The organism is Pseudochrobactrum saccharolyticum, assembly GCF_008801715.1.
Lineage (GTDB): Bacteria > Pseudomonadota > Alphaproteobacteria > Rhizobiales > Rhizobiaceae > Pseudochrobactrum > Pseudochrobactrum saccharolyticum.
Genome location: NZ_VZPG01000006.1, coordinates 173014 through 196099 on the forward strand (window position 1 = coordinate 173014; position 23086 = coordinate 196099).

The window sequence follows — 23086 nt, forward strand, 5'->3', positions numbered from 1 at the left end:
TTACCTTCCGATTAGAGCGCTTCCGCGCCCGCAATAATTTCAATCAGTTCTGTGGTGATCTGAGCCTGACGCTGACGGTTATATGTGATCGACAGCTTGTTGATCATATCGCCCGCATTACGCGTTGCGTTATCCATCGCGCTCATTTTTGCGCCCATTTCACCGGCCACATTTTCAAGCAGAGCGCTGAAAATCTGGACAGAGATGTTGCGCGGCAGAAGATCGTCAAGAATAGCAGCCGCATCCGGCTCATATTCATAGATCGCACCACCAGTAGAAACCGCTTCCCCAGCATCACCAGCCCCGCCATTGGCAGATGCCGGAATAAGCTGCTGAGCAGTCGGAACCTGATTAATCACCGACTTGAACTGCGAGTAGAACAGTGTCGCAACATCAAATTCGCCCTTGTTGAAAAGCGCGATCAGTTTGCGACCGATCTGGTCGGCATTGGCGAAACCAAGCTGCTTAACTTCGCGCAGATCAACGTGATCGATGATCTGACCGCTAAAGTCACGACGCAGAATGTCCGCACCTTTTTTGCCGACAGTAATGATTTTTACTGTCTTACCCTTTGCCAGCAACTGGCGGGCATGTTCACGGGCGAGACGTGCGATCTGCGAGTTGAAACCACCGCACAGACCACGTTCCGCAGTAGCGACGATGAGCAGATGCACATCGTCTTTACCGGTACCCGCCATCAGTTTCGGTGCATCATCACCGCTTACATTCTGGGCAATATTGGCCAGAACTGCACTCATCCGCTGAGAATACGGCCGTGCCGCTTCGGCTGCTTCCTGGGCACGACGCAGCTTAGCCGCGGCGACCATTTGCATCGCCTTGGTAATTTTCTGCGTCGCCTTAACCGAGGCGATACGGTTTCTCAGATCCTTTAGTGAAGGCATCCGTTCATCCCGTCAGAGTTAATCAAGCAAAGTTCTTGGCGAAAGCGTCGATAGCTGCCTTGAGTTTGCCCTTGATTTCGTCGCTGATTGCCTTCTGATCGCGGATCGCATCCAGCACATCTTTGTGCTCGTTGCGCAGCGATGCCAGAAGACCGGCTTCAAATTTGCCAACCTGATTAACAGCCAGCTTATCGAGATAACCGTTAACACCGGCGAAAATCACAGCAACCTGTTCTTCGGTTTTCAGCGGCGAGAACTGTGGCTGCTTGAGCAGTTCAGTCAGACGCGCACCGCGGTTCAGAAGACGCTGGGTTGCAGCATCCAGATCGGAACCGAACTGCGCAAACGCAGCCATTTCACGATACTGAGCGAGCTCACCCTTAATCGAACCGGCAACCTGTTTCATCGCTTTAATCTGAGCGGCAGAACCCACGCGGGAAACCGACAGACCAACGTTAACAGCAGGGCGGATACCCTGGTGGAACAGGTTGGTTTCAAGGAAGATCTGACCGTCTGTGATCGAAATCACGTTGGTCGGAATAAACGCGGAAACGTCACCGCCCTGAGTTTCAATAACCGGCAGAGCGGTCAGAGAACCTGCACCGAGTTCGTCATTCAGCTTAGCTGAACGCTCGAGAAGACGGGAGTGAAGATAGAATACGTCACCTGGATAAGCTTCACGACCCGGAGGACGACGCAGCAGCAGGGACATCTGACGATAAGCAACAGCCTGCTTGGAAAGGTCATCATAACCGATCAGAGCGTGCTGGCTGTTATCGCGGAAATATTCACCGATTGCACAGCCTGTGAACGGCGCCAGATACTGCAGAGGCGCAGCATCGGAAGCAGTCGCAGCGATAACAACCGAATATTCCAGTGCGCCGCGCTCTTCGAGCACTTTAACGAACTGGGCAACGGTCGAACGCTTCTGGCCGATCGCAACGTAGATGCAGAACAGCTTGTCTTTGTCAGGGCCGTTATCATGGATCGGCTTCTGATTCAGGAAGGTGTCGAGAATGATTGCGGTCTTACCGGTCTGACGGTCACCGATAACCAGCTCGCGCTGACCACGACCAACAGGGATAAGAGCGTCAATGGCTTTCAGACCGGTTGACATCGGTTCGTGAACCGATTTACGCGGAATGATACCAGGAGCTTTAACGTCTACGCGGCGACGCTCGGTTGCAACGATCGGGCCTTTGCCGTCGATCGGGTTACCAAGAGCATCAACAACGCGGCCGAGCAGGCCAGGACCGACTGGAACGTCAACGATGGCGCCGGTACGTTTAACGGTATCGCCTTCTTTAATGTCACGGTCAGAACCGAAAATAACAACACCAACGTTGTCGCTTTCAAGGTTGAGCGCCATACCGCGGATGCCACCCGGAAATTCGACCATTTCACCGGCCTGAACATTGTCCAGACCGTATACACGGGCGATACCGTCACCAACGGAAAGAACCTGACCAACTTCGGAGACTTCTGCCTCCTGGCCAAAATTCTTGATTTGCTCTTTCAGAATTGCGGAAATTTCCGCAGCGCGGATGTCCATCAGCCGACCTCTTTCAGTGCAAGCTTAAGAGAAGAAAGTTTAGTGCGAAGGGAAGTGTCAATCTGACGCGATCCCAGCTTCACAATGAGACCGCCAAGAATCGACGGATCGACAGTGACATTGATTGTCACGTCCTTGCCGGCCACACTCTTCAGCGTCGCCTTCAATTCATTTTGCTGCGCCTGCGTCAATTCGCGGGCAGAAGTCACATCAGCTGCAACTTCACCGCGGCTTTCAGCGGCGATCAGATAAAAAGCTTTGATCATGTCCGGCAATACGAAAAGCCGGCGATTACCAGCAACAACACGCAGGAAATTGCCGACCAGACCGGTGATACCGGCTTTGTCTGCAACTGCGGCAATTGCATGGAGCTGATCTTCAGCAGAGAAGACCGGGCTGTGGATCAGGCGGCGAAGTTCTTCGCTTTCACCGATCATAGCCTCGATGCGGCCAAGATCTTTCTCCACCTGAGCAACGGATTTAGACTCAAGCGCCAGATCAAACAGGGATCCAGCATAGCGCTGAGCAACACCGGAAATGAGCGAAGACGATCCTGTCACGAATAACCATCTCTCTTGGTTGAAATCCCGCTTTTAACGCATAGTTTATCCATGCACAAAAACAGCGATTTTATTGATGTTTTTCAATACCCCCCGATGAAGTGCCGATTTGCACCACCATCTGTGCCCTGCGGACGACCCGCCTGACTGCATTGAAATTCGAAAGCCGTCTAGCATAGACAATCAGGACTCGCAACACGCGAATCCCGCCGTTTCATGCGCTTTACAGTGCTATTTTGATGCTGCGGACAAGTTTCATGAGCTAAAGTTCATAAGCACTGCAGGCTGCAAAAATCAGCACTGCTTATAATTATTCAAATATAACAATAGCTTAATTGAATATGCAGGATGATTTTACCGCGAAGAAAATGCCGGATTATCCAAACAGGCATTTCGCTAACCATTTGCAGAATTCCGGCAAAATTATGCTCACATCATACGATTTTTCTTTGGAGCATAATTCAGCCGCAACTGATTCCCGCTTCAGCCTCTGTCTGACAGATTCTGCTGAAGCGCGGCCTGTTTCAAAAGTCAGGCAACAAAGCCGAAAGCAAAGAGCAACGGACCTGCGGCCAGCATCAGCTCGACCACAACGGCAATCCAGTTATAAAAACTGTTAGCCTTATCCGACATCATCGAAATCAGACGGCCGAAAAGCACAAAGCCCCAGACGCAACCCAACGCCATCCATAAAAACGGTTGCGCGAATAACAGGCAGGCCACGCCAAGGCCGATATAAGGCCCTGCAATTGTCGCCCGTACCGATGAAAGAGCATTGGCACGTAGATCAGGCGCGTTGAGACGCAGAATTTTCAGCGAAATTCCCGGTGCAAACATCAGGATCAAACCAAAAAGCAACGTGATAACGCCCACAGTCCATGCCAGCCATTCACCCTGACTTGAAGGTAGATAAAACGCCACGTTACACCTCTTAAAACCGTCGTTGTTTGTTCGTCAGAGCAAGTTTTTACGCCTGATGGAGTACCTGCCGCTCTCTCTGACAACACCGAATATAACTAATTTAACGAGCTATATTCCTGACCTGTGGCCATGGAAAGCAAAATTATCAGCATACGGTATGACAGCGGTCTTATCAGAACTTCTGAAATCCGCAGATTACAGGAAGCTTTGCGGATCGATATCCACCTGCACCCGTAAGGAACCGCGCGCTTTTGGCGCTGCCTGCAGCAATGCCCGCAAATAGGACTGCAGATCAGAACGTTTCGATCCCTGCACCAGCAACCGGAAGCGATGCCGCCCGCGAATCACTGCCAAAGGCGCTTCGGCAGGCCCCAGCACTTCAATCTCGCTATCTCTCGGCGCAGCACGTCGCAATGCACGGGCATGGCTCTCCGCTTCTGCCCTGCTGTCAGCCGAAATAATCAGCGCCGCCAACCGCCCGAAAGGCGGAAGCATCCCGCGCTGACGCTCTTCAATTTCCCGTTCATAAAAAGCATGCGCATCACCGGCAATAATCGCTTTCAATACCGGATGATCAGGCTGATAGGTCTGAATCAGACCAACACTTTTACGCCCTGTACGACCTGCACGACCTGTCACCTGATTAAGCAACTGAAATGTGCGCTCTGCGGCACGCGGATCACCATTGGCCAGACCGAGATCGGCATCAATAACCCCCACCAATGTAATCAGCGGAAAGTTGTGGCCTTTGGCGACCAGCTGGGTGCCGATCACAATATCCGCCTCCCCTTTGGCAATCGCCTCCATCTCCATGCGCAGCCGTGTCACCCCGCCAAGCATATCGGATGAAAGCACGATAATCCGCGCATCCGGAAAGGTTGCAGCAGTTTCCTCGGCAATACGCTCCACACCGGGACCGCAAGCCACCAGATGATCCAGCGCCCCGCAGGACGGACAGGCTTCAGGACTTTTCTCGTGATAGCCGCATTGATGGCACATCAGCTGACCACGGAAGCGATGTTCCACCAGCCAGCTTGAACAATCAGGACATTGAAAACGGTGCCCGCAGACGCGACACAAAGTCAGCGGCGCATAACCGCGCCGGTTGAGAAACAGCAAAGCCTGTTCTTTGCGTTGCAAAACCTGCCCGACAGCTTCTGTCAAAGCAGGCGACAAAAACCGTCCTGCCACTGGTGGCGAACGGCGCATATCAACCGGTTTCAGATCCGGCAATGCCGCATCGGCATAACGCCCCTGCAGCGGCACATAGCGATAGCGCCCCTGATTGGCATTGACCAGACTTTCAATCGACGGTGTTGCCGAGGCCAGAATAACAGGGAACTTGCCGATAGAACCGCGCACCACCGCCATATCGCGGGCGTTATAAAACACGCGGTCTTCCTGCTTATAGGCAGGATCATGTTCTTCATCGACAATAATCAGACCGGGATTGGCAAAGGGCAAAAACAAAGCCGAGCGCGCTCCGGCGACCACTTTGACCGTACCCTCCGCAATCTGCCGCCAGACGCGCTCCCGCTGGCGTGGTGCCAGATCAGAATGCCATTCTGCAGGACGCGTGCCAAAACGGCTTTCAAAACGGTCGAGAAACTGCTGGGTCAGCGCAATTTCCGGCAGCAGGATCAGAACCTGTTTGCCCAACTCGACAGCGCGCGCCACGGCCTCAAAATAGACTTCTGTCTTACCGGAACCGGTCACACCATGCAGCAGCGAGACCGAATAGGCTTGCTCTTCCACCGCTTCGACAAGACATTGTGCTGCAGCCTGCTGACCCTCGGACAGCTCCGCCTGCCCGTAAAACGGATCAGGTTCACCGACCACCGGCGGCGGCGGGATCATCACCTCTTCGAACAGCCCCTGTGCTTTCAGCCCTTCAACCACGCTGCCGGAAACACCGGCTGCATGGGCAAGGCCGGACTTCGTCCAGCTCAGACCATTATTGGCAACCTCCAGCACTTTTTCACGCGCTGCTGTCAGCCGCTCAGCTTTGCCGCCAATATAGCGCAAGCCCGGAATGAACGGTTCAGGATCGAAAGCGGCCGGTGCACGCAGCACCATTTTTGCCACCATACCGGGCGGTGATAGTGTGTAATCCGCCGTCCAGCGGATGAAGCGCAGCATATCGCGGCTCACCGGCGGGCAGTCAAAAACATGCAGAATGGATTTCAGCTTTTTAGGATCGACCTGATCGCTCGCATCATCGGTGACAATACCGGCTACTTCACGCGGGCCCAGCGGCACGCGCACAATTGAACCGGCCTGAACGTCCATTTCCTCAGGAACCAGATAACTATAGGGACGTTCCGCTGGCATCGGCACAAGAACCGGAACAACACGACGCGTCTTAATCTCTGTTTTCCCGTTCAAAAAATTATCCCGATCAGTTCCGGCATGCTGTTTTCACCGGTATTTTTCATAACTGCACTTAACCGCAAACACTGCTTATATTCAATTCTTGATGAGATGCGCTGTTATTCACCAAAGGCAGTTTCGGTTTATGGAAATATGCGTTAAACAATCCTATCTTTGTCGGATATAATACCGTCTGTACAGCAAGCCCATAACGGAGGATAAGCTGAAATGAAATTCTTTGTGGATACCGCCGATGTCAAAGACATCCGTGAACTCAACGATCTGGGACTGGTTGACGGCGTTACCACCAATCCATCGCTGATCCTGAAATCCGGTGGCAACATCATTGATGTGACCAAGGAAATCTGCTCGATCGTCAACGGTCCTGTTTCCGCAGAAGTCACCGCAACTGACTATGCAGGCATGATGAAAGAAGCAGCAGTGCTGGCGAAAATCGCCGACAATATCTGCATCAAACTGCCGGTTACGCTGGATGGTCTGAAGGCCTGTAAGGCTCTGACCTCTGATGGTCATGAAACCAACCTGACCCTGTGCTTCTCGGCCAATCAGGCGCTGCTCGCAGCCAAAGCCGGTGCGACCTATATTTCGCCTTTCATCGGCCGTCTCGATGATATCGGTCTGAATGGCATGGATCTGATCGGTGAAATTCGCACGATCTATGACAATTACGGTTTTGAAACCCAGATTCTTGCTGCTTCCGTGCGTACCGTCAATCACGTTAAGGAAGCTGCACTGATCGGCGCGGACGTCATCACTGCACCGCCTGCCACACTGAAAGCCCTCGTCAAACATCCGCTGACAGACAAGGGTCTGGAAGCATTTCTGGCAGACTGGGCAAAAACCGGTCAGTCGATTGCTTAATCAGGCAATCATCGCATGAATAAAAAAGCCCGCTTTTCAGCGGGCTTTTTTTGTATTCACGAAACACGGATATAGAACCTCGGTCAAAAATTGTCAGGCTGTGGCGAAAATGGTGATTTTTGAGCACCGGAACGGAATGTACTTTGAGGTATATGAGTACCGGAGCGCAGGAAATTGCCATTTGCAGCCCAGTCTGGCGGTTTTGGATCAGGTGCTATGGGAGCTTCTGCATATCCTGAGCTAGAGACAGTACAAGATACTGCGCCAGCTCTTCGGCCGCACGCTGCTGGGCATCACGATGGGCACGCAGGTTCGCAAATTCCTGACGCGGACGGTCATAGGATGCGATAACCTGACGACGCCCTTTGGCTACAACCTTGCCATCCTTATCGCGCAGCACATAATTGGAGCGCACACGCACTGTACCGGCAGAAGCACGACCTTCAGTTTTATCCCCGACATCCACAGCCACTGCTGATTCCGTAGAAGTCGAGAAACCAAGCGCCAGATGATAAGCCGGCTGCGACGGTTCCCCTGCCCCGCCGGACAGGCCGAAGATCAGACGGTTACGCACCGCCTGCGCCGGAATGGAATCCACATCATCCACCTTGATAGATGCCAGTTTGGTTTTAACACTGGAAGGCACACCACCGACACCGGCACTGCCACTTGATGAATAAAGCGGCTGCACCGTACAACCGGCAACAAACGCTGACAGGACGAGACCTGTCAGCACTGCCAGCCGCTTTTTGCGGATCGGATATTTGTCTTTAGTGTGATGATCAGACAACGACATTCACAATCCTCTGCGGTACAACAACGAGCTTTTTAGGCTGACTACCGTTCAACGCAGCCTGAACAAAGTCAAGAGCCAAAACCGCTGCTTGCACTGTTGCCTGATCCGCATCACGCGCAATTGTAATGTCACCACGCTTCTTACCGTTAATCTGTACCGGCAGCGTAATGTCATTTTCAACGAGCAATGCTTCATCAATCACCGGCCAGCCACGGGTGGCAACCAAGTCCGTCGCGCCCAGAACCGCATTACACTGTTCAGCCAGATGCGGCATCATCGGTGCAATCATGCTGATGAACATATCGGTCGCTTCACGGGTGGCAGCTTTGGTTACGTCATCGGCTTTACCGGCAGCAACAGCCTGCAAAGGTGTGCTCAGCACATTCAGCAGCTCATAAAGACGGGCAATCGCACGGTTGAAAACGATTTTCTCAATATCGTCGCCGACGGCTTTTACAGTCTTATGGGCAGCCTTGGAAATCTGTGCGGCATCGCCTTCATAGGCAGCTTTCGGAGCAACACCTTTCAGGTTATCACCGGCTTCAGAAATCAGACGCCAGACGCGCTGCACAAAGCGATGCGCACCTTCCGCACCGGCTTCTGTCCACACGATATCACGCTCCGGCGGACTATCCGACAGAGTGAACCAGCGCGCGGTATCCGCACCGTAAGACGAAATAATATCATCCGGATCGACAACGTTCTTCTTCGACTTCGACATTTTTTCAATCGAGCCGATTTCTACCGTTTCACCGGAATCCAGCATGGTTGCCGAACGAACACCGTTTTTGTCTTCGATACGGATTTCCAGCGGCGATACCCACTGACCATTATGCTTATAGGTTTCGTGAACCACCATGCCTTGCGTGAACAGACCCTTGAACGGCTCTTCCACTTCCAGATGACCGGCCACTTTCATGGCGCGGGTGAAGAAGCGCGAATAGAGCAGATGCAGAATCGCATGTTCCACACCACCGATATACTGATCGACCGGCAACCATTCATCAGCAGCCTTGCGGTCAGTCGGTTCATTTTCCCAAGGCGCAGTGAAGCGCGCAAAATACCAGGATGAATCAACAAATGTATCCATCGTATCGGTTTCACGGCGGGCTTTGCTGCCGCATTTCGGGCAGTTAATATGGCGCCAGCCATCATGACGGTCGAGCGGATTGCCAGGACGGTCAAAAGTAACATCATCCGGCAGCTGCACCGGCAGGTCATTGCGCGGTACAGGAACAGTTCCGCAAGTTTCGCAATGAATCATCGGAATCGGGCAGCCCCAATAACGCTGACGGGAAATACCCCAGTCACGCAGACGATATTGTGTTTTGCGGAACGCCTGCGGCTTGCCATAGAGATCAGTCTTTTCCAGACGATCTGCAACTTCATTAAACGCAGCTTCCGGTGTCATGCCGTCGAGGAAACGCGAATTAATCAGCGTACCTTCGTCGCTATAGGCCGTATCGGTGATTGTGAAGCTTGCCGCATCGGCACCGGCAGGCAGAACAACCGGTGTAACGGTCAGCTTATACTTATTGGCGAAATCCAGATCGCGCTGATCGTGCGCAGGGCAACCGAAGACCGCGCCTGTACCATATTCCATCAGCACGAAATTGGCGACATAGACCGGCAATGTCCATGAAGGATCAAACGGATGCTGAACGCGCAAACCAGTGTCGAAACCTTTTTTCTCAATGGTTTCGAGTGTCGCAACAGATGTGCCATGTTGACGGCATTCAGCAGCAAAAGCAGCCAGACCTTCATTGCTTTCCGCCAACTGTTTCGCCAGCGGATGATCGGCAGCAATCGCCACAAAAGACGCACCGAACAGCGTATCCGGACGGGTTGTATAAACCTCAATATCGCCTTCGCGTTCAGCAAGCGCAAAACGCAGCTGCAGGCCTTCCGATTTACCGATCCAGTTCTTCTGCATCAGACGTACTTTGTCCGGCCACTGGTCAAGCGTATCCAAACCGGCAAGCAGTTCTTCACTGAAATCAGTAATCTTGAAGAACCACTGGGTCAGCTCACGCTGTTCAACCAGCGCACCGGAGCGCCAGCCACGGCCGTCAACAACCTGCTCATTGGCCAGAACCGTATTATCGACCGGATCCCAGTTGACCTTGGATGTTTTGCGGGTCACCAGACCTTTTTCAAACATATCAAGGAACAGCATCTGCTGACGGTGGTAATAATCCACATCACAGGTCGCAAATTCACGAGACCAGTCCAGCGACAGACCCATGGTTTTGAGCTGACGCTTCATGGTCGCAATATTCTGATAGGTCCATTCTTTCGGATGAACCTTGTTCTGCATCGCCGCATTTTCTGCAGGCATACCGAAGGCGTCCCACCCCATCGGATGAAGAACATTAAAACCGCGCGCGCGCTTATAGCGGGCAATCACGTCGCCCATTGCGTAATTGCGCACATGGCCGATGTGAATGCGGCCGGACGGATAAGGAAACATTTCCAGCACGTAATATTTTTCGCGTGGATCATCATTGGACGTTTCGAAGATCTTGTTTTCTTCCCAGATCTTCTGCCAATGGGCTTCGCTTACGCGCGGATTATATCGTTCGGTTGCCCGTTCAGTTACCATGGCTGTATTTACTCATGCAAAGAGAATGGAATATGTAGTGCGACCTTCATCATGGATTGGCCAAAGCGTCAACCTTCTCCCATAGTGAAGCGGCAGAAAAAGGAGATTTATACCATGAATGCACCCGCCAGCACCCTTGCTGACAATCTCAAAGCAGTTTGCACGGCCATTGCGCAAAGTGAACATGAAGCGCAGCGGACAGCAGGTTCGGTGCAGTTGGTTGCGGTTTCCAAGACCTTTGATGCCGCAGAAATCACACCTGCACTGGAAGCGGGACAACGTATTTTCGGTGAAAACCGTGTTCAGGAAGCAGAAGCAAAATGGCCGCAACTGCGTGAGAAATTCTCAGGCGTCGAGCTGCATCTGATAGGCCCGCTGCAATCCAACAAAGCGGCAGACGCTGTGGCTTTATTCGATGTAATCCAGACTGTTGACCGCGAAAAGATTGCCGCAAGTCTTGCCGGAGAAATCAGGAAGCAGAACCGCGCTGTCAAATTATTCGTTCAGATTAATACTGGCAGTGAAGAGCAAAAAGCGGGTATTGATCCGCGTGAAGCTGTTGCCTTTGTTGCCCGTTGCCGTGATGTGCACGGGTTGGAGATTGCCGGTCTGATGTGCATTCCGCCGGTTGATGAAAATCCGGGCCCGCATTTTGCCCTGCTACGCAAGCTGGCGGCTGAAGCAGGCGTCTCTGAATTATCAATGGGTATGTCCGGTGACTTCGAGACCGCCATTGCTTTCGGCGCGACTTATGTGCGTGTCGGTTCAGCAATTTTCGGCAGCCGTCCGCCTTTAACAAAGGCCTGACCAAATCTTCTTTTCAAGCTGAGCAGTTTTTCACTGTAATCTTACAGTACAACAACTTGTCGCAAATAATTGTCTTGCTTCACCCTGTAACAATTATAAACTCCGGCGCAATTCCGACAATTGTGCCGGAGGGATTACGCCGTCATTGAACCCTATGAGGGAACGCTATGAGGCACCCCGACACCAATACGGGAGCAGATCAGACTTTTTGCCTGATTTACGATGCGAACCGCACGCATTAACAATGGTGCGGTTTTTTATGCAATGTGCCGGCAAGGAGGGCCGCCGGCGCGAGGAGGAACTATGTCCGAGAAGAAATATCCGATTTTGCCGGAGGCGAAAGCGCGCGCGCTGATCGACAATGACACCTATCTTTCATGGTACAATGAAAGCATCAGCGACCCTGACGCATTCTGGGGCAAACACGGCAAACGTATTGACTGGTTCACACCTTATACCAAGGTGAAAGATACGTCTTTCGAAGATAACGTCTCCATCCGCTGGTATGAAGACGGCGTCACTAATGTCTCTTATAACTGTATTGACCGTCACTTGGAAAAGCGCGGAGATCAGACCGCTATTATCTGGGAAGGCGACAACCCTTATATCGACAAGAAAATCACCTATCGCGAGCTGCATGAAAATGTCTGCCGCCTTGCCAATGTGATGAAAAAACACGGCGTTCGCAAAGGCGACCGCGTTACCATCTATCTGCCGATGATTCCGGAAGCCGCCTATGCCATGCTGGCCTGCGCGCGTATCGGCGCAGTGCATTCCATCGTCTTTGCAGGCTTCTCACCGGAGGCGCTGGCCGGTCGTATTATTGACTGTGAATCCACATTCGTCATCACCTCAGATGAAGGTATCCGCGGCGGCAAACCTATTCCGCTGAAAGAAAATACCGATACCGCGATTGATATCGCCGCTAAACAATATGTGTTTGTAAACAAGGTTCTGGTTGTGCGCCGTACCGGCGGCAAGATCAACTGGGGTCGCGGCCGCGATCTCTGGTATCATCAGGAAGTTGCAAGCGTCGATGCGGTTTGCGAACCGGAACCAATGAAAGCTGAAGACCCGCTCTTCATCCTTTATACATCCGGCTCGACCGGCAAACCAAAAGGCGTGCTGCACACCACCGGCGGCTACCTCGTTTATGCCTCGATGACCCATGAATATGTCTTCGATTATCATGAAGGCGATATTTACTGGTGTACTGCGGATGTGGGCTGGGTCACCGGTCACTCCTATATTGTCTACGGTCCGCTCGCCAATGGCGCCACCACGCTGATGTTTGAAGGCGTGCCGAACTTCCCTGATCAGGGACGCTTCTGGGAAGTGGTCGACAAGCATCAGGTCAATATTTTCTATACCGCACCAACAGCAATCCGCGCTCTGATGGGTGCCGGTGATGAATTCGTGACTCGCAATTCCCGCAAATCCCTGCGTCTGCTCGGCTCGGTCGGTGAGCCGATCAATCCGGAAGCATGGGAATGGTATTATAATGTGGTCGGCGATCAGACCTGCCCGATTGTTGATACATGGTGGCAGACTGAAACCGGCGGTATTCTGATTACCCCGCTGCCGGGTGCAACCGATCTGAAACCGGGCTCGGCAACCCGTCCGTTTTTTGGCATCAAGCCACAGCTGGTGGACGCGGAAGGTGCTGTGATCGAAGGCGCGGCTGACGGCAATCTCTGCATCACCGATTCATGGCCGGGTCAGATGCGTACACTCTATGGTGATCACCGCCGCTTCATTGAGGCTTACTTCACCACCTATAAGGGCAAATATTTCACCGGTGACGGCTGCCGCCGTGATGAAGACGGCTATTACTGGATTACCGGTCGCGTCGATGACGTGCTGAATATTTCCGGCCACCGTCTCGGCACTGCGGAAATTGAATCGGCACTGGTTTCGCACCACTCGGTATCGGAAGCTGCCGTTGTCGGCTATCCGCATCCGATCAAGGGTCAGGGCATCTATTGCTATGTCACGCTGATGACCGGCGAAGCAGAGCATGATGAAGATGCGCTGCGCAAAGAACTGACCAAGCATGTGCGCAGTGAAATCGGACCGATTGCAACACCGGATATGATCCAATTTGCACCGGGTCTGCCAAAGACCCGTTCGGGCAAGATCATGCGCCGAATCTTACGTAAAATTGCGGAAGATGATTTTGGTGCACTCGGCGATACATCAACTCTGGCCGATCCGGCAGTGGTGGATGATCTGATCGAAAAGCGTCAGAACCGTAAGTGACAGAATAAAAGGCCGGTTCAACCGGCCTTTTTATTTATATAGGCATCGGCCATTGCGGTCATATCCGGCTGGCCGTCATGATAGATAAAACCAGCTGCCTTCAGATCACTGCCATCAATAATCAGATCTTCAAAAAGCTGCTCATACATGGCTTTTTTGCCCAAGAGTGTCAGCCCTGCTTTCATCAGCGGGCGTGGCACAGGCACCATTCTGTTCGCTTTGCCCATTGTCTGCCGCAACCTTGTGACAAGCTGTTTTGTCGACAGCAAAACCGGATCAGCCAGATGGAAAATCCGGCGGTCAATTTGTGACTGACCGGCCAGAGCCATAAATTCCAGTGCCCGCACCACATTATTACAAGAAACAAAACTGCGCTGATTATTGGCACAGCCAAAGGGCAAAGGCACAGCACTGTCGCAAAGCTTCAATAACAGGCGCAAATTACCGGGGGCATCGGCACCATAAACCAGCGCAGGACGCGCAATACCGATTTCAAGCTCCTGCATTTTCAAAAGCCCTTGTTCCGCCAGTGCTTTTGCATGCCCGTAATCAGACAGCGGGCGATAGGACAAATCTGTTGTCAGCGGTGACGGATGCCCCGCAACCACATTAATTGTCGAAACAAAGATGAAGCGCTTCACTCCCGCCATGCGTGCCTGTTCAGCCAAAGCCAAAACCAGCCGGTGATTAACCGCGTCCATCTCTGCGGGGTCGGCAGCATTGCTTCCGCTTCTGTGCGCAATGCCTGCACAATGGATGACACATTCTATACCGGAAAAATCAGGCTCACTCAGCTCATGCCGCGCAATAATCCGTACTTCATGCGCCTGTTCACGCAGATGCATGACAAGTCTGCGCCCGATAAACCCGCCAGCACCGGTAACCGCAATTTTCATCTGTCAAACCCGTATTTGAAATACCTGTTTTCCTGATAGCAATGCTCTGGCAATAATCATACCGCTTTGCAGTCAAATGAGGCCGGATCATGCATTTTCACTTCAGCCCCGCATGTTCAGAAGATTTCAGCAGATTATTGGAGCTGCGCCTGCTCACCATGCGGGAAAGCCTTGAACGGATCGGCCGTTTTGACCCGCAGCGAGCGTTTGAACGTTTTCAGAACAGCTTCCGCCCGCAGCACACACGCTTAATCCTGATCGGCAACCAGTTCGCCGGATGTGTTGCGCTGGGGCCTGACAAAGACGACTGGCTTCTGGAGCATTTTTATATAGCGCCGGAATTTCAGGGAATTCGCTTAGGGAGCTTTGTTTTAGCGCAACTGATTACCGAAGCTGAACAGGCAAAGAAAATTATAAAGCTCAGTGTCTTACAAAAAAGCGATGCTGCACGATTTTATGAAAAACACGGCTTTCACAAAACCGGCGAGGATGAATGGGACATCTATTATGCCCGCCTCCCCACCATTTCACGTGAATCATAGAAAAGGAAAAATCCGTCTTTAAAAATCAATTGTCCGGCCTTTGATTTCCCAATCACCATAGCGCGCCGGATCTTTACCACCGCGACCACCGATTTCTTTTGCCGCTTCTGCCTGCTGTTCTGCGGCGCGGCGCTCTTCAGCCTCCAGCAAAGCACGCTGGGCGGCAGGTGGCAGGTCTTCAAATTTTTTGCGTGGTGCAGGGGCATCCGATTTTTGATAATCTGCCAATGAAACCACATTATTCGCTGATGGTGTTTCATTATCCATGGGTTTTATCCTGTCCGTCTGCAACATATATCAAATTAAGTTTTAGCAGTGCTATCATAGCCCTTGTCTTATTGAAGATATAGTCTGCAAGCCCCATTTTATCATCACATGAAAATGACCTTATTGACGAACCGGAACGGAGATACTGAATGAACATGATGCGTACTGCCATGCTGATTGCCTTCATGACAGCCATGTTTATGAGTATCGGTTATCTGATCGGCGGCTCAGGCGGCATGATGATTGCTCTGGTGATAGCTGTTGCCATGAACTTCTTCAGCTACTGGAATTCCGACAAGATGGTGCTGCGTATGTATAATGCGCAGGAGGCGGATGAAAATACTGCACCGGAATATTACCGCATCGTCCGTGAATTGTCGGATCGCGCCGGTCTGCCAACACCTAGAATCTATGTCATCAACGAAGATCAGCCCAATGCTTTTGCCACCGGCCGCAATCCGGAAAATGCAGCCGTTGCTGCCACAACCGGCCTGTTGCAGCGTCTGAACAAGCAGGAAGTTGCTGCCGTGATGGCGCATGAACTTGCGCATGTGCAAAACCGCGACACGCTGACCATGACGATCACCGCGACGCTTGCCGGTGCGATTTCCATGCTCGGCAATTTCGCTATGTTCTTTGGCGGCAATCGTGAAAACAACAATGCTCTGAGCATGATCGGCACAATCATCGCGATGATTGTTGCGCCTTTTGCGGCGATGATTGTGCAGATGGCTGTCAGCCGTACCCGTGAATATGCCGCTGACCGGCGCGGCGCGGAAATCTGCGGCAACCCGCTCTGGCTGGCCTCGGCTTTGAACAAGATTGCGCGCGGCGCCCATGAAACTGTCAATGAAGAGGCGGAGCATAATCCGGCAACCGCGCATATGTTTATTATCAATCCTTTGAGCGGCCGCGGCGCGGATAATCTGTTCTCCACCCACCCTGATACGGCAAACCGTATTGCCGCTCTGGAGGGCATTGCGCAGGAAATGGGCATTAATTCTGTCTATGATAATACAGATAATGGTTTTCAGAACCGTCAGTCTGGTGCATATAGCCCGACAAATAGCCAATCACAGAACCGCCCGCGCAGTACACCGTCACGGAATAATCCGTGGGGGCAAACGCCGCAGAGTGGTTCATCACCGGATGATGAGCCGGAAAAACCCTATAAAGGACCGTGGTCTTGAACGATAAAAACCCTGCCGCAAAACGCACCGGCTTTCGCTCAGATAAAAAGCCGTTTGATAAGCAGAGTCAAAATCAGGATCATAATCTTGGTCAGTCCGAGGCCGAATATCGCGCAAAGCTTGAAGCAGAGCATCCGGGTCTGAATGTGCGCCAATGCGCTGCCAAACTGCTCAATGCCGTGGTTGCCAAGAACACATCGCTGGACGGCCTCACGGATGCGCATCACGGTCACCCGCAATATATGGAACTGGATGACCGCGACCGTTCACTTGTGCGCGCTATTCTCGGCACCGCCTTGCGCAATCGCAACACCATTGAAACAGCCTTGTGCAAGCTGCTCGACCGTCCGCTGCCTGCCAATGCGACTGCCTTGCAGCAATTGCTCCATGTCGGTGCGGCACAGATCCTCTATCTCGACGTACCGGATCATGCAGCCGTTGATCTGGCTGTGACTTCCGCCAATATCGATCCGCGCAACCGCAAATATGCCAGCCTCGTCAATGCCGTGCTGCGCCGCCTCACCCGCAATAAAGAACGCGCTATCGAGCTGAAAATTCCGAACGGCCCTGAATGGTATATTGAAGGCCTGACTAAAACCTATGGCAAGAAACAGGCAGAAGCCATTCTGGCGATGCAGGCCTATGAACCATCCATTGATCTGACGGTTAAAAGCAACCCGGCAGAATGGGCTGAAAAACTCGGCGGCACGCTGCTGCCAAACGGCTCCGTGCGTCTCGGTTCCTTTGAGGGCGCCCTCACCTCGCTGGAAGGTTTTGCAGAAGGCGAATGGTGGGTGCAGGATGCGGCAGCAAGCCTGCCTGCAACTTTGCTCGGTGATATCAAAGGCAAACGCGTTGCCGATCTTTGCGCCGCACCCGGCGGCAAAACTGCTCAGCTGATTATGGCCGGAGCTAAAGTCACCGCATTCGATATCAATAAGAACCGCCTCAAGCGTCTGAAAAGCAATCTCGACCGTCTGCAACTGGAAGCGGAACTGATCGCGACCAATATTCTCGATTATCAGACAGACGAGTTGTTTGACGCCATTCTGCTGGATGCGCCTTGCTCATCCACCGGTACAGTGCGCCGCCATCCGGATGTACTCTGGACAAAAACACCGGATGATATTGTCCGGCTGGCACAGGTACAGGCCAAACTTCTTCGTCATGCCATTTCTCTGGTCAAACCGGACGGCATTATTGTCTTCTCCAATTGCTCGCTTAACCGCGAGGAAGGTGAAGATATGGCGCAGGCTATTCTTGCAGAAGGCGTGCTGAAATCCGAACCATTCAAGGTGCAAGAACTGAAGGGAATGGAACAGCTGATTACAGATCAGGGCTTCCTGCGTTCAACGCCTGCTGATTTGCCTCATGATGAGCCGAAAATGGCCGGTCTTGACGGTTTCTTTGCTGCGCGCTTCCGTCGTCCGGCCTGAAAACCAGCCAATAACTTATCTGTTTCTTAAAAAAACATGCCGATCCACATCATTCCGCAGCTCTTGGTTAACAAAGAGTTCACTATTGCCGTGGAATGATAGATCATAGCGCATGAATAACGAAGCATATCGCCGCCGGATTTGTCCGTACCGATACGCTCTAAGGAGTACCCTGCCGTGAATGTCGCGCTGAGCGAAACCCCGCATCTGTGGACACTGGCCGTTGCCCAAGGCTGGCGACGTTTCAGCAGACGTGTGCGGCGCGGGCCGATGTTTCGCTGGCGTTTTTCCGGCTTTACACCGGAACGCGTGCTGATTGCTCCGCCGGATTTGCGCGTTGCTGATCCGCAGCTGGCACAGGAATTTTATCACGGCCGCTATGCGCTGGCCGGTCGTCTGGTGGAAACCGGCGGCATCTCCCCTTTTGCCATTGAACCACCGACAGATGCATGGGAAGCCTCGCTGCATTCCTTTGGCTGGCTTCGCAATATGCGCGCCGCCGGAACCGAACTGGCTATGGTCAATGCCCGCGCTCTGGTCGAAGACTGGATCCGTATGCATGGCAAGCGCATTGAAGGCATTGCCTGGTCGCCGGAAATTACCGCGCAGCGCATTATCGCATGGCTCCAGCATTCCAACATCATTCTTGCCACCTCCGATCTCGCCACCTATCGCAAATTCATGCGCTCGCTGGCGATGCAGGTACGCTATTTGCGCACCATGACCGGTGTGATGGATGATGGTGAAGATAAATTACGCGCACGTATTGCGCTGGCTTTTGCCAGTCTTGCACTGCCGGTCTCGCAATCCATGGCGCGTTCGGCACGCCGCCATCTTGAATATGAGCTGAACCGGCAGATACTGGCCGATGGCGGCCATATTTCGCGCAATCCTGCTGCTATTCTGGAATTGCTGGCCGATCTGCTGCCACTGCGCCAGACCTATAGCAACGGCAATGAATCGCCGCCCAAAGCTCTGATTGAAACCGTTGAGCGTATGCTGCCAGCCTTGCGTTTCTTCCGTCATCAGGATGGCAGTCTGGCATTGTTCAATGGCGTGGGACCTACCTTGCCGGAGCGTCTGATTTCCGTGTTGCGCCATGATGAAACGGATGGCGCGCCGCTCACTCATGCACCGCATTCCGGCTATGAGCGCCTGCATATGGGCTCGACCACAATCATTGCCGATACGGGTCTGCCGCCACCGGTCACCGCATCACGCGATGCCCATGCCGGTTGTCTGGCATTTGAAATGTCCTCCGGTCGCCAGCGTTACATTGTCAATTCCGGTATCGACCGTTACGGCCCGCCGGAATTCCGGCCGCTTGGCCGCACCACAGCGGCCCATTCCACGGCAACGATCAACGACACGTCTTCGTGCCGTTTCAGCCTCAATTCCAGCATTTCCAGCGTTCTCGGCACACCAATTATTGCAGGCCCGACCAGTGTCAGACGTCAACGACTGGAAGGTATGGGCGAACAGGGTTTTGTTGCCAGTCATGACGGTTATGTGCGGCTGTTCGGCTATACCCATGAGCGTCAGGTTGTGCTCTCTCATAATGGCAGTCTGATTGAAGGTGTTGACCGCTTTATCAAGTCGCATCTGAAAACCACGCGCAGCGGTAAAAACAAACAGCAATCCGATCTGGTGACAGTGCGCTTTCATATTCATCCGCAGGTCTATATCCGCATGGATGAAGACGGTGTGGTGCATCTGACCGCCGATCACGATGACAGCTGGGCATTTTCCTGTGCCGATGTCATGCCGCAGCTTGAAGATTCCATCTTCTTCGCCGGTTTCCGTGGGCCTGTGCGCTCGCGCCAGATCGTGCTGACCTTCTCTGCGACAGCGAGTGACCACGTCAGCTGGCGCTTTACCCGCACCGGCCTTGGTCAGTATGTATGAATGTCATAAAAATCTAGGATTCCTCGCGCGCCTGTGATACGCCGCCTTTGTCCCACTTTACCGGATTGATGTATGCGACGGGTAATCAGATCCGTCCAGACGCATTGTCCCGACATAAAGCACAAAGAGACCGTCATGGCTGTCAGCTCCAAACATATTCCCGCTCCTGATCTTTTCCCTGTGCGCCGCGCACTGCTTTCCGTATCGGATAAAACCGGTCTGGTAGACTTTGCCCGCGCTTTGCACGCAAAGGGCGTTGAGCTTCTGTCCACCGGCGGTACCGCCAAATCCATCGCAGCAGCGGGTATTCCGGTGCGCGACGTTTCGGAAATTACCAATTTCCCTGAGATCATGGATGGCCGCGTCAAGACATTGCACCCGGGCGTTCACGGCGGTCTGCTCGCTGTGCGTAATGATCCAGAACATGTTGCGGCGATGGAAGCCCACAATATTACCGGCATCGATCTGGTAGTAATCAATCTCTATCCGTTTGAAGAAGTGCGCTATCAGGGCGGTGACTACGACACCACCGTTGAAAATATCGACATCGGCGGCCCTGCGATGATCCGCGCTTCCGCCAAAAACCATGCCTATGTGACCATCGTCACCGATCCTAACGATTATGACAGCGTTGTTGCTGAACTGGAAACCGGTAACGGTTCCCTGCCTTATGCTTTTCGTCAGCGCATGGCCGGTAAGGCTTTTGCCCGTACCGCTGCTTATGATGCCGCAATTTCCGGCTGGTTTGCTGAAACCACAAAGGAAGAAGCACCACTGCACCGTGCACTCGCCGGTAAACTGCATTCCGTGATGCGTTATGGTGAAAACCCGCATCAGCAGGCCGGTTTCTATCTGACCGGTGAAACCCGCGCCGGTGTGGCCACCGCCACCCAGCTTCAGGGCAAGCAGCTGTCCTACAACAACATCAATGATACAGATGCGGCCTATGAACTGGTGGCAGAATTTGATCCGGCGAAGGTCGCAGCCGTTGCAATCATCAAGCACGCCAATCCGTGCGGTGTAGCTGAAGGTACATCGCTGAAAGACGCTTATCTCAAGGCCTATGCCTGCGATACAGTTTCGGCTTTCGGCGGCATTGTCGCTCTCAACCGTACACTGGATGCGGAAGCTGCTGAGGAAATCGTCAAGATTTTCACTGAAGTGATTATCGCACCGGATGCAACACCGGAAGCACAGGCAATTGTTGCCGCCAAGAAGAACCTGCGTCTGCTGGTAACCGGCGGTCTGCCGGATGTCCGCGCACCGGGCATTGCCGCTAAAACCGTTGCCGGCGGCCTGCTGATCCAGAACCGTGACAATGGCAATGTTGATGATCTCGACCTTAAAGTCGTTACCAAGCGCGCACCAACCGAACAGGAAATGATTGACCTGAAATTTGCTTTCCGTGTTGCCAAACACGTTAAGTCCAATGCGATTGTCTATGTTAAAGACGGCGCAACTGTTGGTGTCGGCGCAGGCCAGATGAGCCGCATTGACTCTTCCCGTATTGCAGCGCGCAAGGCAGAAGATGCAGCAGCAGTAGCTGGCGGCGAGCCGCTTACCAAAGGCTCAGTTGTTGCTTCCGATGCTTTCTTCCCGTTTGCTGATGGCCTGATCTCGGCAGTTGAAGCCGGTGCCACAGCTGTTATCCAGCCGGGTGGTTCTATGCGTGATGATGAAGTGATTGCAGCGGCTGATGCAGCAGGCATTGCCATGGTCTTTACCGGCATGCGCCACTTCCGCCACTAACAGGCATACTCAAATAAAAAAGGCGGCTTTTCAGCCGCCTTTTTTATTATTCTGATTTTGCCGGATAAGGCGTTCTGACCGCCAGATATAGTCCGGCCACAAAAAACAGAACCAGTACCGCAATACCAAGGCGCGGTGAGCCGCTGGCTGCTGTCATGCTCGCCACCAGAAACGGTGCCAGAAAACTGGTTGCGCGTCCGGCCAGTGCATAAATACCGAAATAGCGTCCTGCCTCATGGGGCTCGACACTGCGGGCAAACCACGAGCGGGAAGACGCCTGCACCGGCCCGAAAGCAATGCCGATCAGCATCCCGAAAGCCAGATAGGCTTTTTCTCCACCGGAGGAAAACAGACCTGTATTACTGTCGGGCGGAAAATGTACCAGACCATAAAGCGTGTAGTCCGGCCCTGTAGAAACAATGCCCAATGTGGCAATCAGCAACAGCACCAGCGATATCACCACCACCCATTTGGAGCCGAACCAGCTATCCACATAGCTGGCAAACCAGCAGCCGAAAATCGCCACGACATTGAGGATAATACCGAACAGACCAATCTCGGTGATTGACCAACCAAACATCGCCGCAGCAAAACCGCCGCCCAGCGCCAGCAATGCATTGACGCCATCCTGATAGATCATCCGCGCGATCAGAAAACGGAACAGAGCCGCCTTTTTGCGCACTTCATGCAGCGTTTCTTTCAGCTCTGCCAGACCTTCGCCAATGGCGGCTTTCAGCCCCATGCCCTTTTCCTGATCCGGCGTGAAGATAAACATCGGCAGAATGAAAATCAGATACCACAGCGCTGCAATCGGCCCCGTGATACGGGCATCCTCACCTTTCAGTGCATCTAGATGCCAGAGTGGTTCAATGCCGATCAGCGTTTTTCCTGTTTCCGGCGAGGCTGCCAGACAGGTGACGACAAAGATCAGCACGATCATTCCGGCGAGATAACCCAGCCCCCATGCAAAATTCGACACCCGCCCGATATGCGAGGCTGGAATCAGCCTCGGCATCATGGAATCGTTGAAAACAATGGAGAATTCTGCGGCAACAGAAGCGCAGATGAAGGCCAGCAGAACCCAGACATAGCTTGATCCCGGTTCCGCGAACCACAGCAAAGTCAGGCTGATGATTTTGATGACAGCAAAGAAACCGATCCACGGTTTTCTTGCACCGGTTTTATCAGCAATTGAGCCCAGCGCCGGAGACAAAATTGCGATGACGATGCCCGCAAAAGCCACGCCGTAGCCCCATGCCGCCTGTCCTGCCACCGGATCAGCCGACATACGCGAGATAAAATAAGGGCCAAAAATGAAAGTGGTTACGACGGTAAAAAACGGCTGAGCCGCCCAGTCGAAAAACATCCAACCCCAGATGCCCTTATTCCATACGCTGTCATGCGTCGGTCGTTCTGCAGACGGATGTGTGATGCTCAAATCACTGCCCCC

Annotated in this window: 18 protein-coding genes; 8 read left to right on the top strand and 10 right to left on the bottom strand. The window is 53.0% G+C overall.

Features of this window, described 5'->3' with window-relative positions:
• Positions 1–11: 11 nt before the first annotated feature.
• From F7P81_RS16285 to F7P81_RS16305, 5 genes are all read right to left on the bottom strand, one after another.
• Complete coding sequence (locus F7P81_RS16285) at positions 12–902, bottom strand: F0F1 ATP synthase subunit gamma (protein WP_022709895.1); 891 nt, start codon at positions 900–902, stop codon at positions 12–14.
• Between the two features lie 22 nt (positions 903–924).
• On the bottom strand, positions 925–2454 hold the full coding sequence (gene atpA, locus F7P81_RS16290; RefSeq protein WP_022709894.1) for a F0F1 ATP synthase subunit alpha: 1530 nt from the start codon (positions 2452–2454) through the stop codon (positions 925–927).
• Complete coding sequence (locus tag F7P81_RS16295) at positions 2454–3014, bottom strand: F0F1 ATP synthase subunit delta (protein WP_022709893.1); 561 nt, start codon at positions 3012–3014, stop codon at positions 2454–2456. Before F7P81_RS16295 ends, atpA begins: the two co-directional genes overlap by 1 nt.
• Positions 3015–3545: 531 nt before the next feature.
• Entirely contained in the window at positions 3546–3935 is a 390-nt protein-coding gene (locus F7P81_RS16300; RefSeq protein WP_022709892.1) for an AGROH133_08824 family phage infection protein, read from the bottom strand.
• Between the two features lie 195 nt (positions 3936–4130).
• Positions 4131–6266 carry a primosomal protein N' gene (locus F7P81_RS16305; protein ID WP_151160341.1) on the bottom strand — a complete coding sequence of 712 codons (2136 nt, stop codon included), beginning with the start codon at positions 6264–6266 and terminating at the stop codon, positions 4131–4133.
• Positions 6267–6533: 267 nt separating this feature from the next.
• On the opposite strand from F7P81_RS16305, the gene fsa reads away from it, so the two are divergent.
• On the top strand, positions 6534–7187 hold the full coding sequence (gene fsa, locus F7P81_RS16310) for a fructose-6-phosphate aldolase (RefSeq protein ID WP_151160285.1): 654 nt from the start codon (positions 6534–6536) through the stop codon (positions 7185–7187).
• Positions 7188–7401: 214 nt separating this feature from the next.
• Here fsa and lptE read toward each other — a convergent pair whose 3' ends face one another.
• Together lptE and leuS are read right to left on the bottom strand one after the other, a co-directional pair.
• The gene (gene lptE / locus F7P81_RS16320) at positions 7402–7983 is read right to left on the bottom strand and encodes an LPS assembly lipoprotein LptE (RefSeq protein ID WP_151160287.1); all 582 of its coding nucleotides are present in this window, start codon (positions 7981–7983) and stop codon (positions 7402–7404) included.
• Positions 7970–10585, bottom strand: a complete 2616-nt coding sequence (gene leuS / locus F7P81_RS16325; protein ID WP_151160288.1) for a leucine--tRNA ligase — start codon at positions 10583–10585, stop codon at positions 7970–7972. Before leuS ends, lptE begins: the two co-directional genes overlap by 14 nt.
• 114 nt (positions 10586–10699) lie before the next feature.
• Between leuS and F7P81_RS16330 the strand changes: the two genes are divergently transcribed.
• Complete coding sequence (locus F7P81_RS16330) at positions 10700–11392, top strand: YggS family pyridoxal phosphate-dependent enzyme (RefSeq protein ID WP_151160289.1); 693 nt, start codon at positions 10700–10702, stop codon at positions 11390–11392.
• A 303-nt stretch (positions 11393–11695) separates the two neighbouring features.
• Entirely contained in the window at positions 11696–13651 is a 1956-nt protein-coding gene (acs, locus tag F7P81_RS16335) for an acetate--CoA ligase (RefSeq protein ID WP_022709886.1), read from the top strand.
• Positions 13652–13668: 17 nt separating this feature from the next.
• On the opposite strand, the gene F7P81_RS16340 is transcribed toward acs, so the two are convergent.
• Positions 13669–14547 carry an NAD-dependent epimerase/dehydratase family protein gene (locus F7P81_RS16340; RefSeq protein WP_151160290.1) on the bottom strand — a complete coding sequence of 293 codons (879 nt, stop codon included), beginning with the start codon at positions 14545–14547 and terminating at the stop codon, positions 13669–13671.
• 89 nt (positions 14548–14636) lie between these two features.
• On the opposite strand from F7P81_RS16340, the gene F7P81_RS16345 reads away from it, so the two are divergent.
• Positions 14637–15089, top strand: a complete 453-nt coding sequence (locus F7P81_RS16345; protein WP_151160291.1) for a GNAT family N-acetyltransferase — start codon at positions 14637–14639, stop codon at positions 15087–15089.
• 18 nt (positions 15090–15107) lie between these two features.
• On the opposite strand, the gene F7P81_RS16350 is transcribed toward F7P81_RS16345, so the two are convergent.
• Positions 15108–15356 carry a DUF1674 domain-containing protein gene (locus F7P81_RS16350; RefSeq protein WP_151160292.1) on the bottom strand — a complete coding sequence of 83 codons (249 nt, stop codon included), beginning with the start codon at positions 15354–15356 and terminating at the stop codon, positions 15108–15110.
• Positions 15357–15505: 149 nt separating this feature from the next.
• Here F7P81_RS16350 and htpX point away from each other — a divergent pair, with 149 nt between their 5' ends.
• From htpX to purH, 4 genes are all read left to right on the top strand, one after another.
• Positions 15506–16546, top strand: a complete 1041-nt coding sequence (htpX, locus tag F7P81_RS16355; protein WP_151160293.1) for a zinc metalloprotease HtpX — start codon at positions 15506–15508, stop codon at positions 16544–16546.
• A complete protein-coding gene (locus F7P81_RS16360; RefSeq protein ID WP_151160294.1) occupies positions 16543–17982 on the top strand; it encodes an RsmB/NOP family class I SAM-dependent RNA methyltransferase in 1440 nt (479 codons plus the stop codon). The genes htpX and F7P81_RS16360 overlap by 4 nt, the downstream gene beginning before the upstream one ends.
• A 177-nt stretch (positions 17983–18159) precedes the next feature.
• Positions 18160–19887, top strand: a complete 1728-nt coding sequence (locus F7P81_RS16365) for a heparinase II/III family protein (protein ID WP_151160295.1) — start codon at positions 18160–18162, stop codon at positions 19885–19887.
• 135 nt (positions 19888–20022) lie between these two features.
• On the top strand, positions 20023–21636 hold the full coding sequence (purH, locus tag F7P81_RS16370; protein ID WP_151160296.1) for a bifunctional phosphoribosylaminoimidazolecarboxamide formyltransferase/IMP cyclohydrolase: 1614 nt from the start codon (positions 20023–20025) through the stop codon (positions 21634–21636).
• Positions 21637–21682: 46 nt separating this feature from the next.
• Here the strand turns inward: purH and F7P81_RS16375 are convergent, their stop codons facing one another.
• Complete coding sequence (locus tag F7P81_RS16375; protein ID WP_151160342.1) at positions 21683–23002, bottom strand: MFS transporter; 1320 nt, start codon at positions 23000–23002, stop codon at positions 21683–21685.
• Positions 23003–23086: the final 84 nt, after the last annotated feature.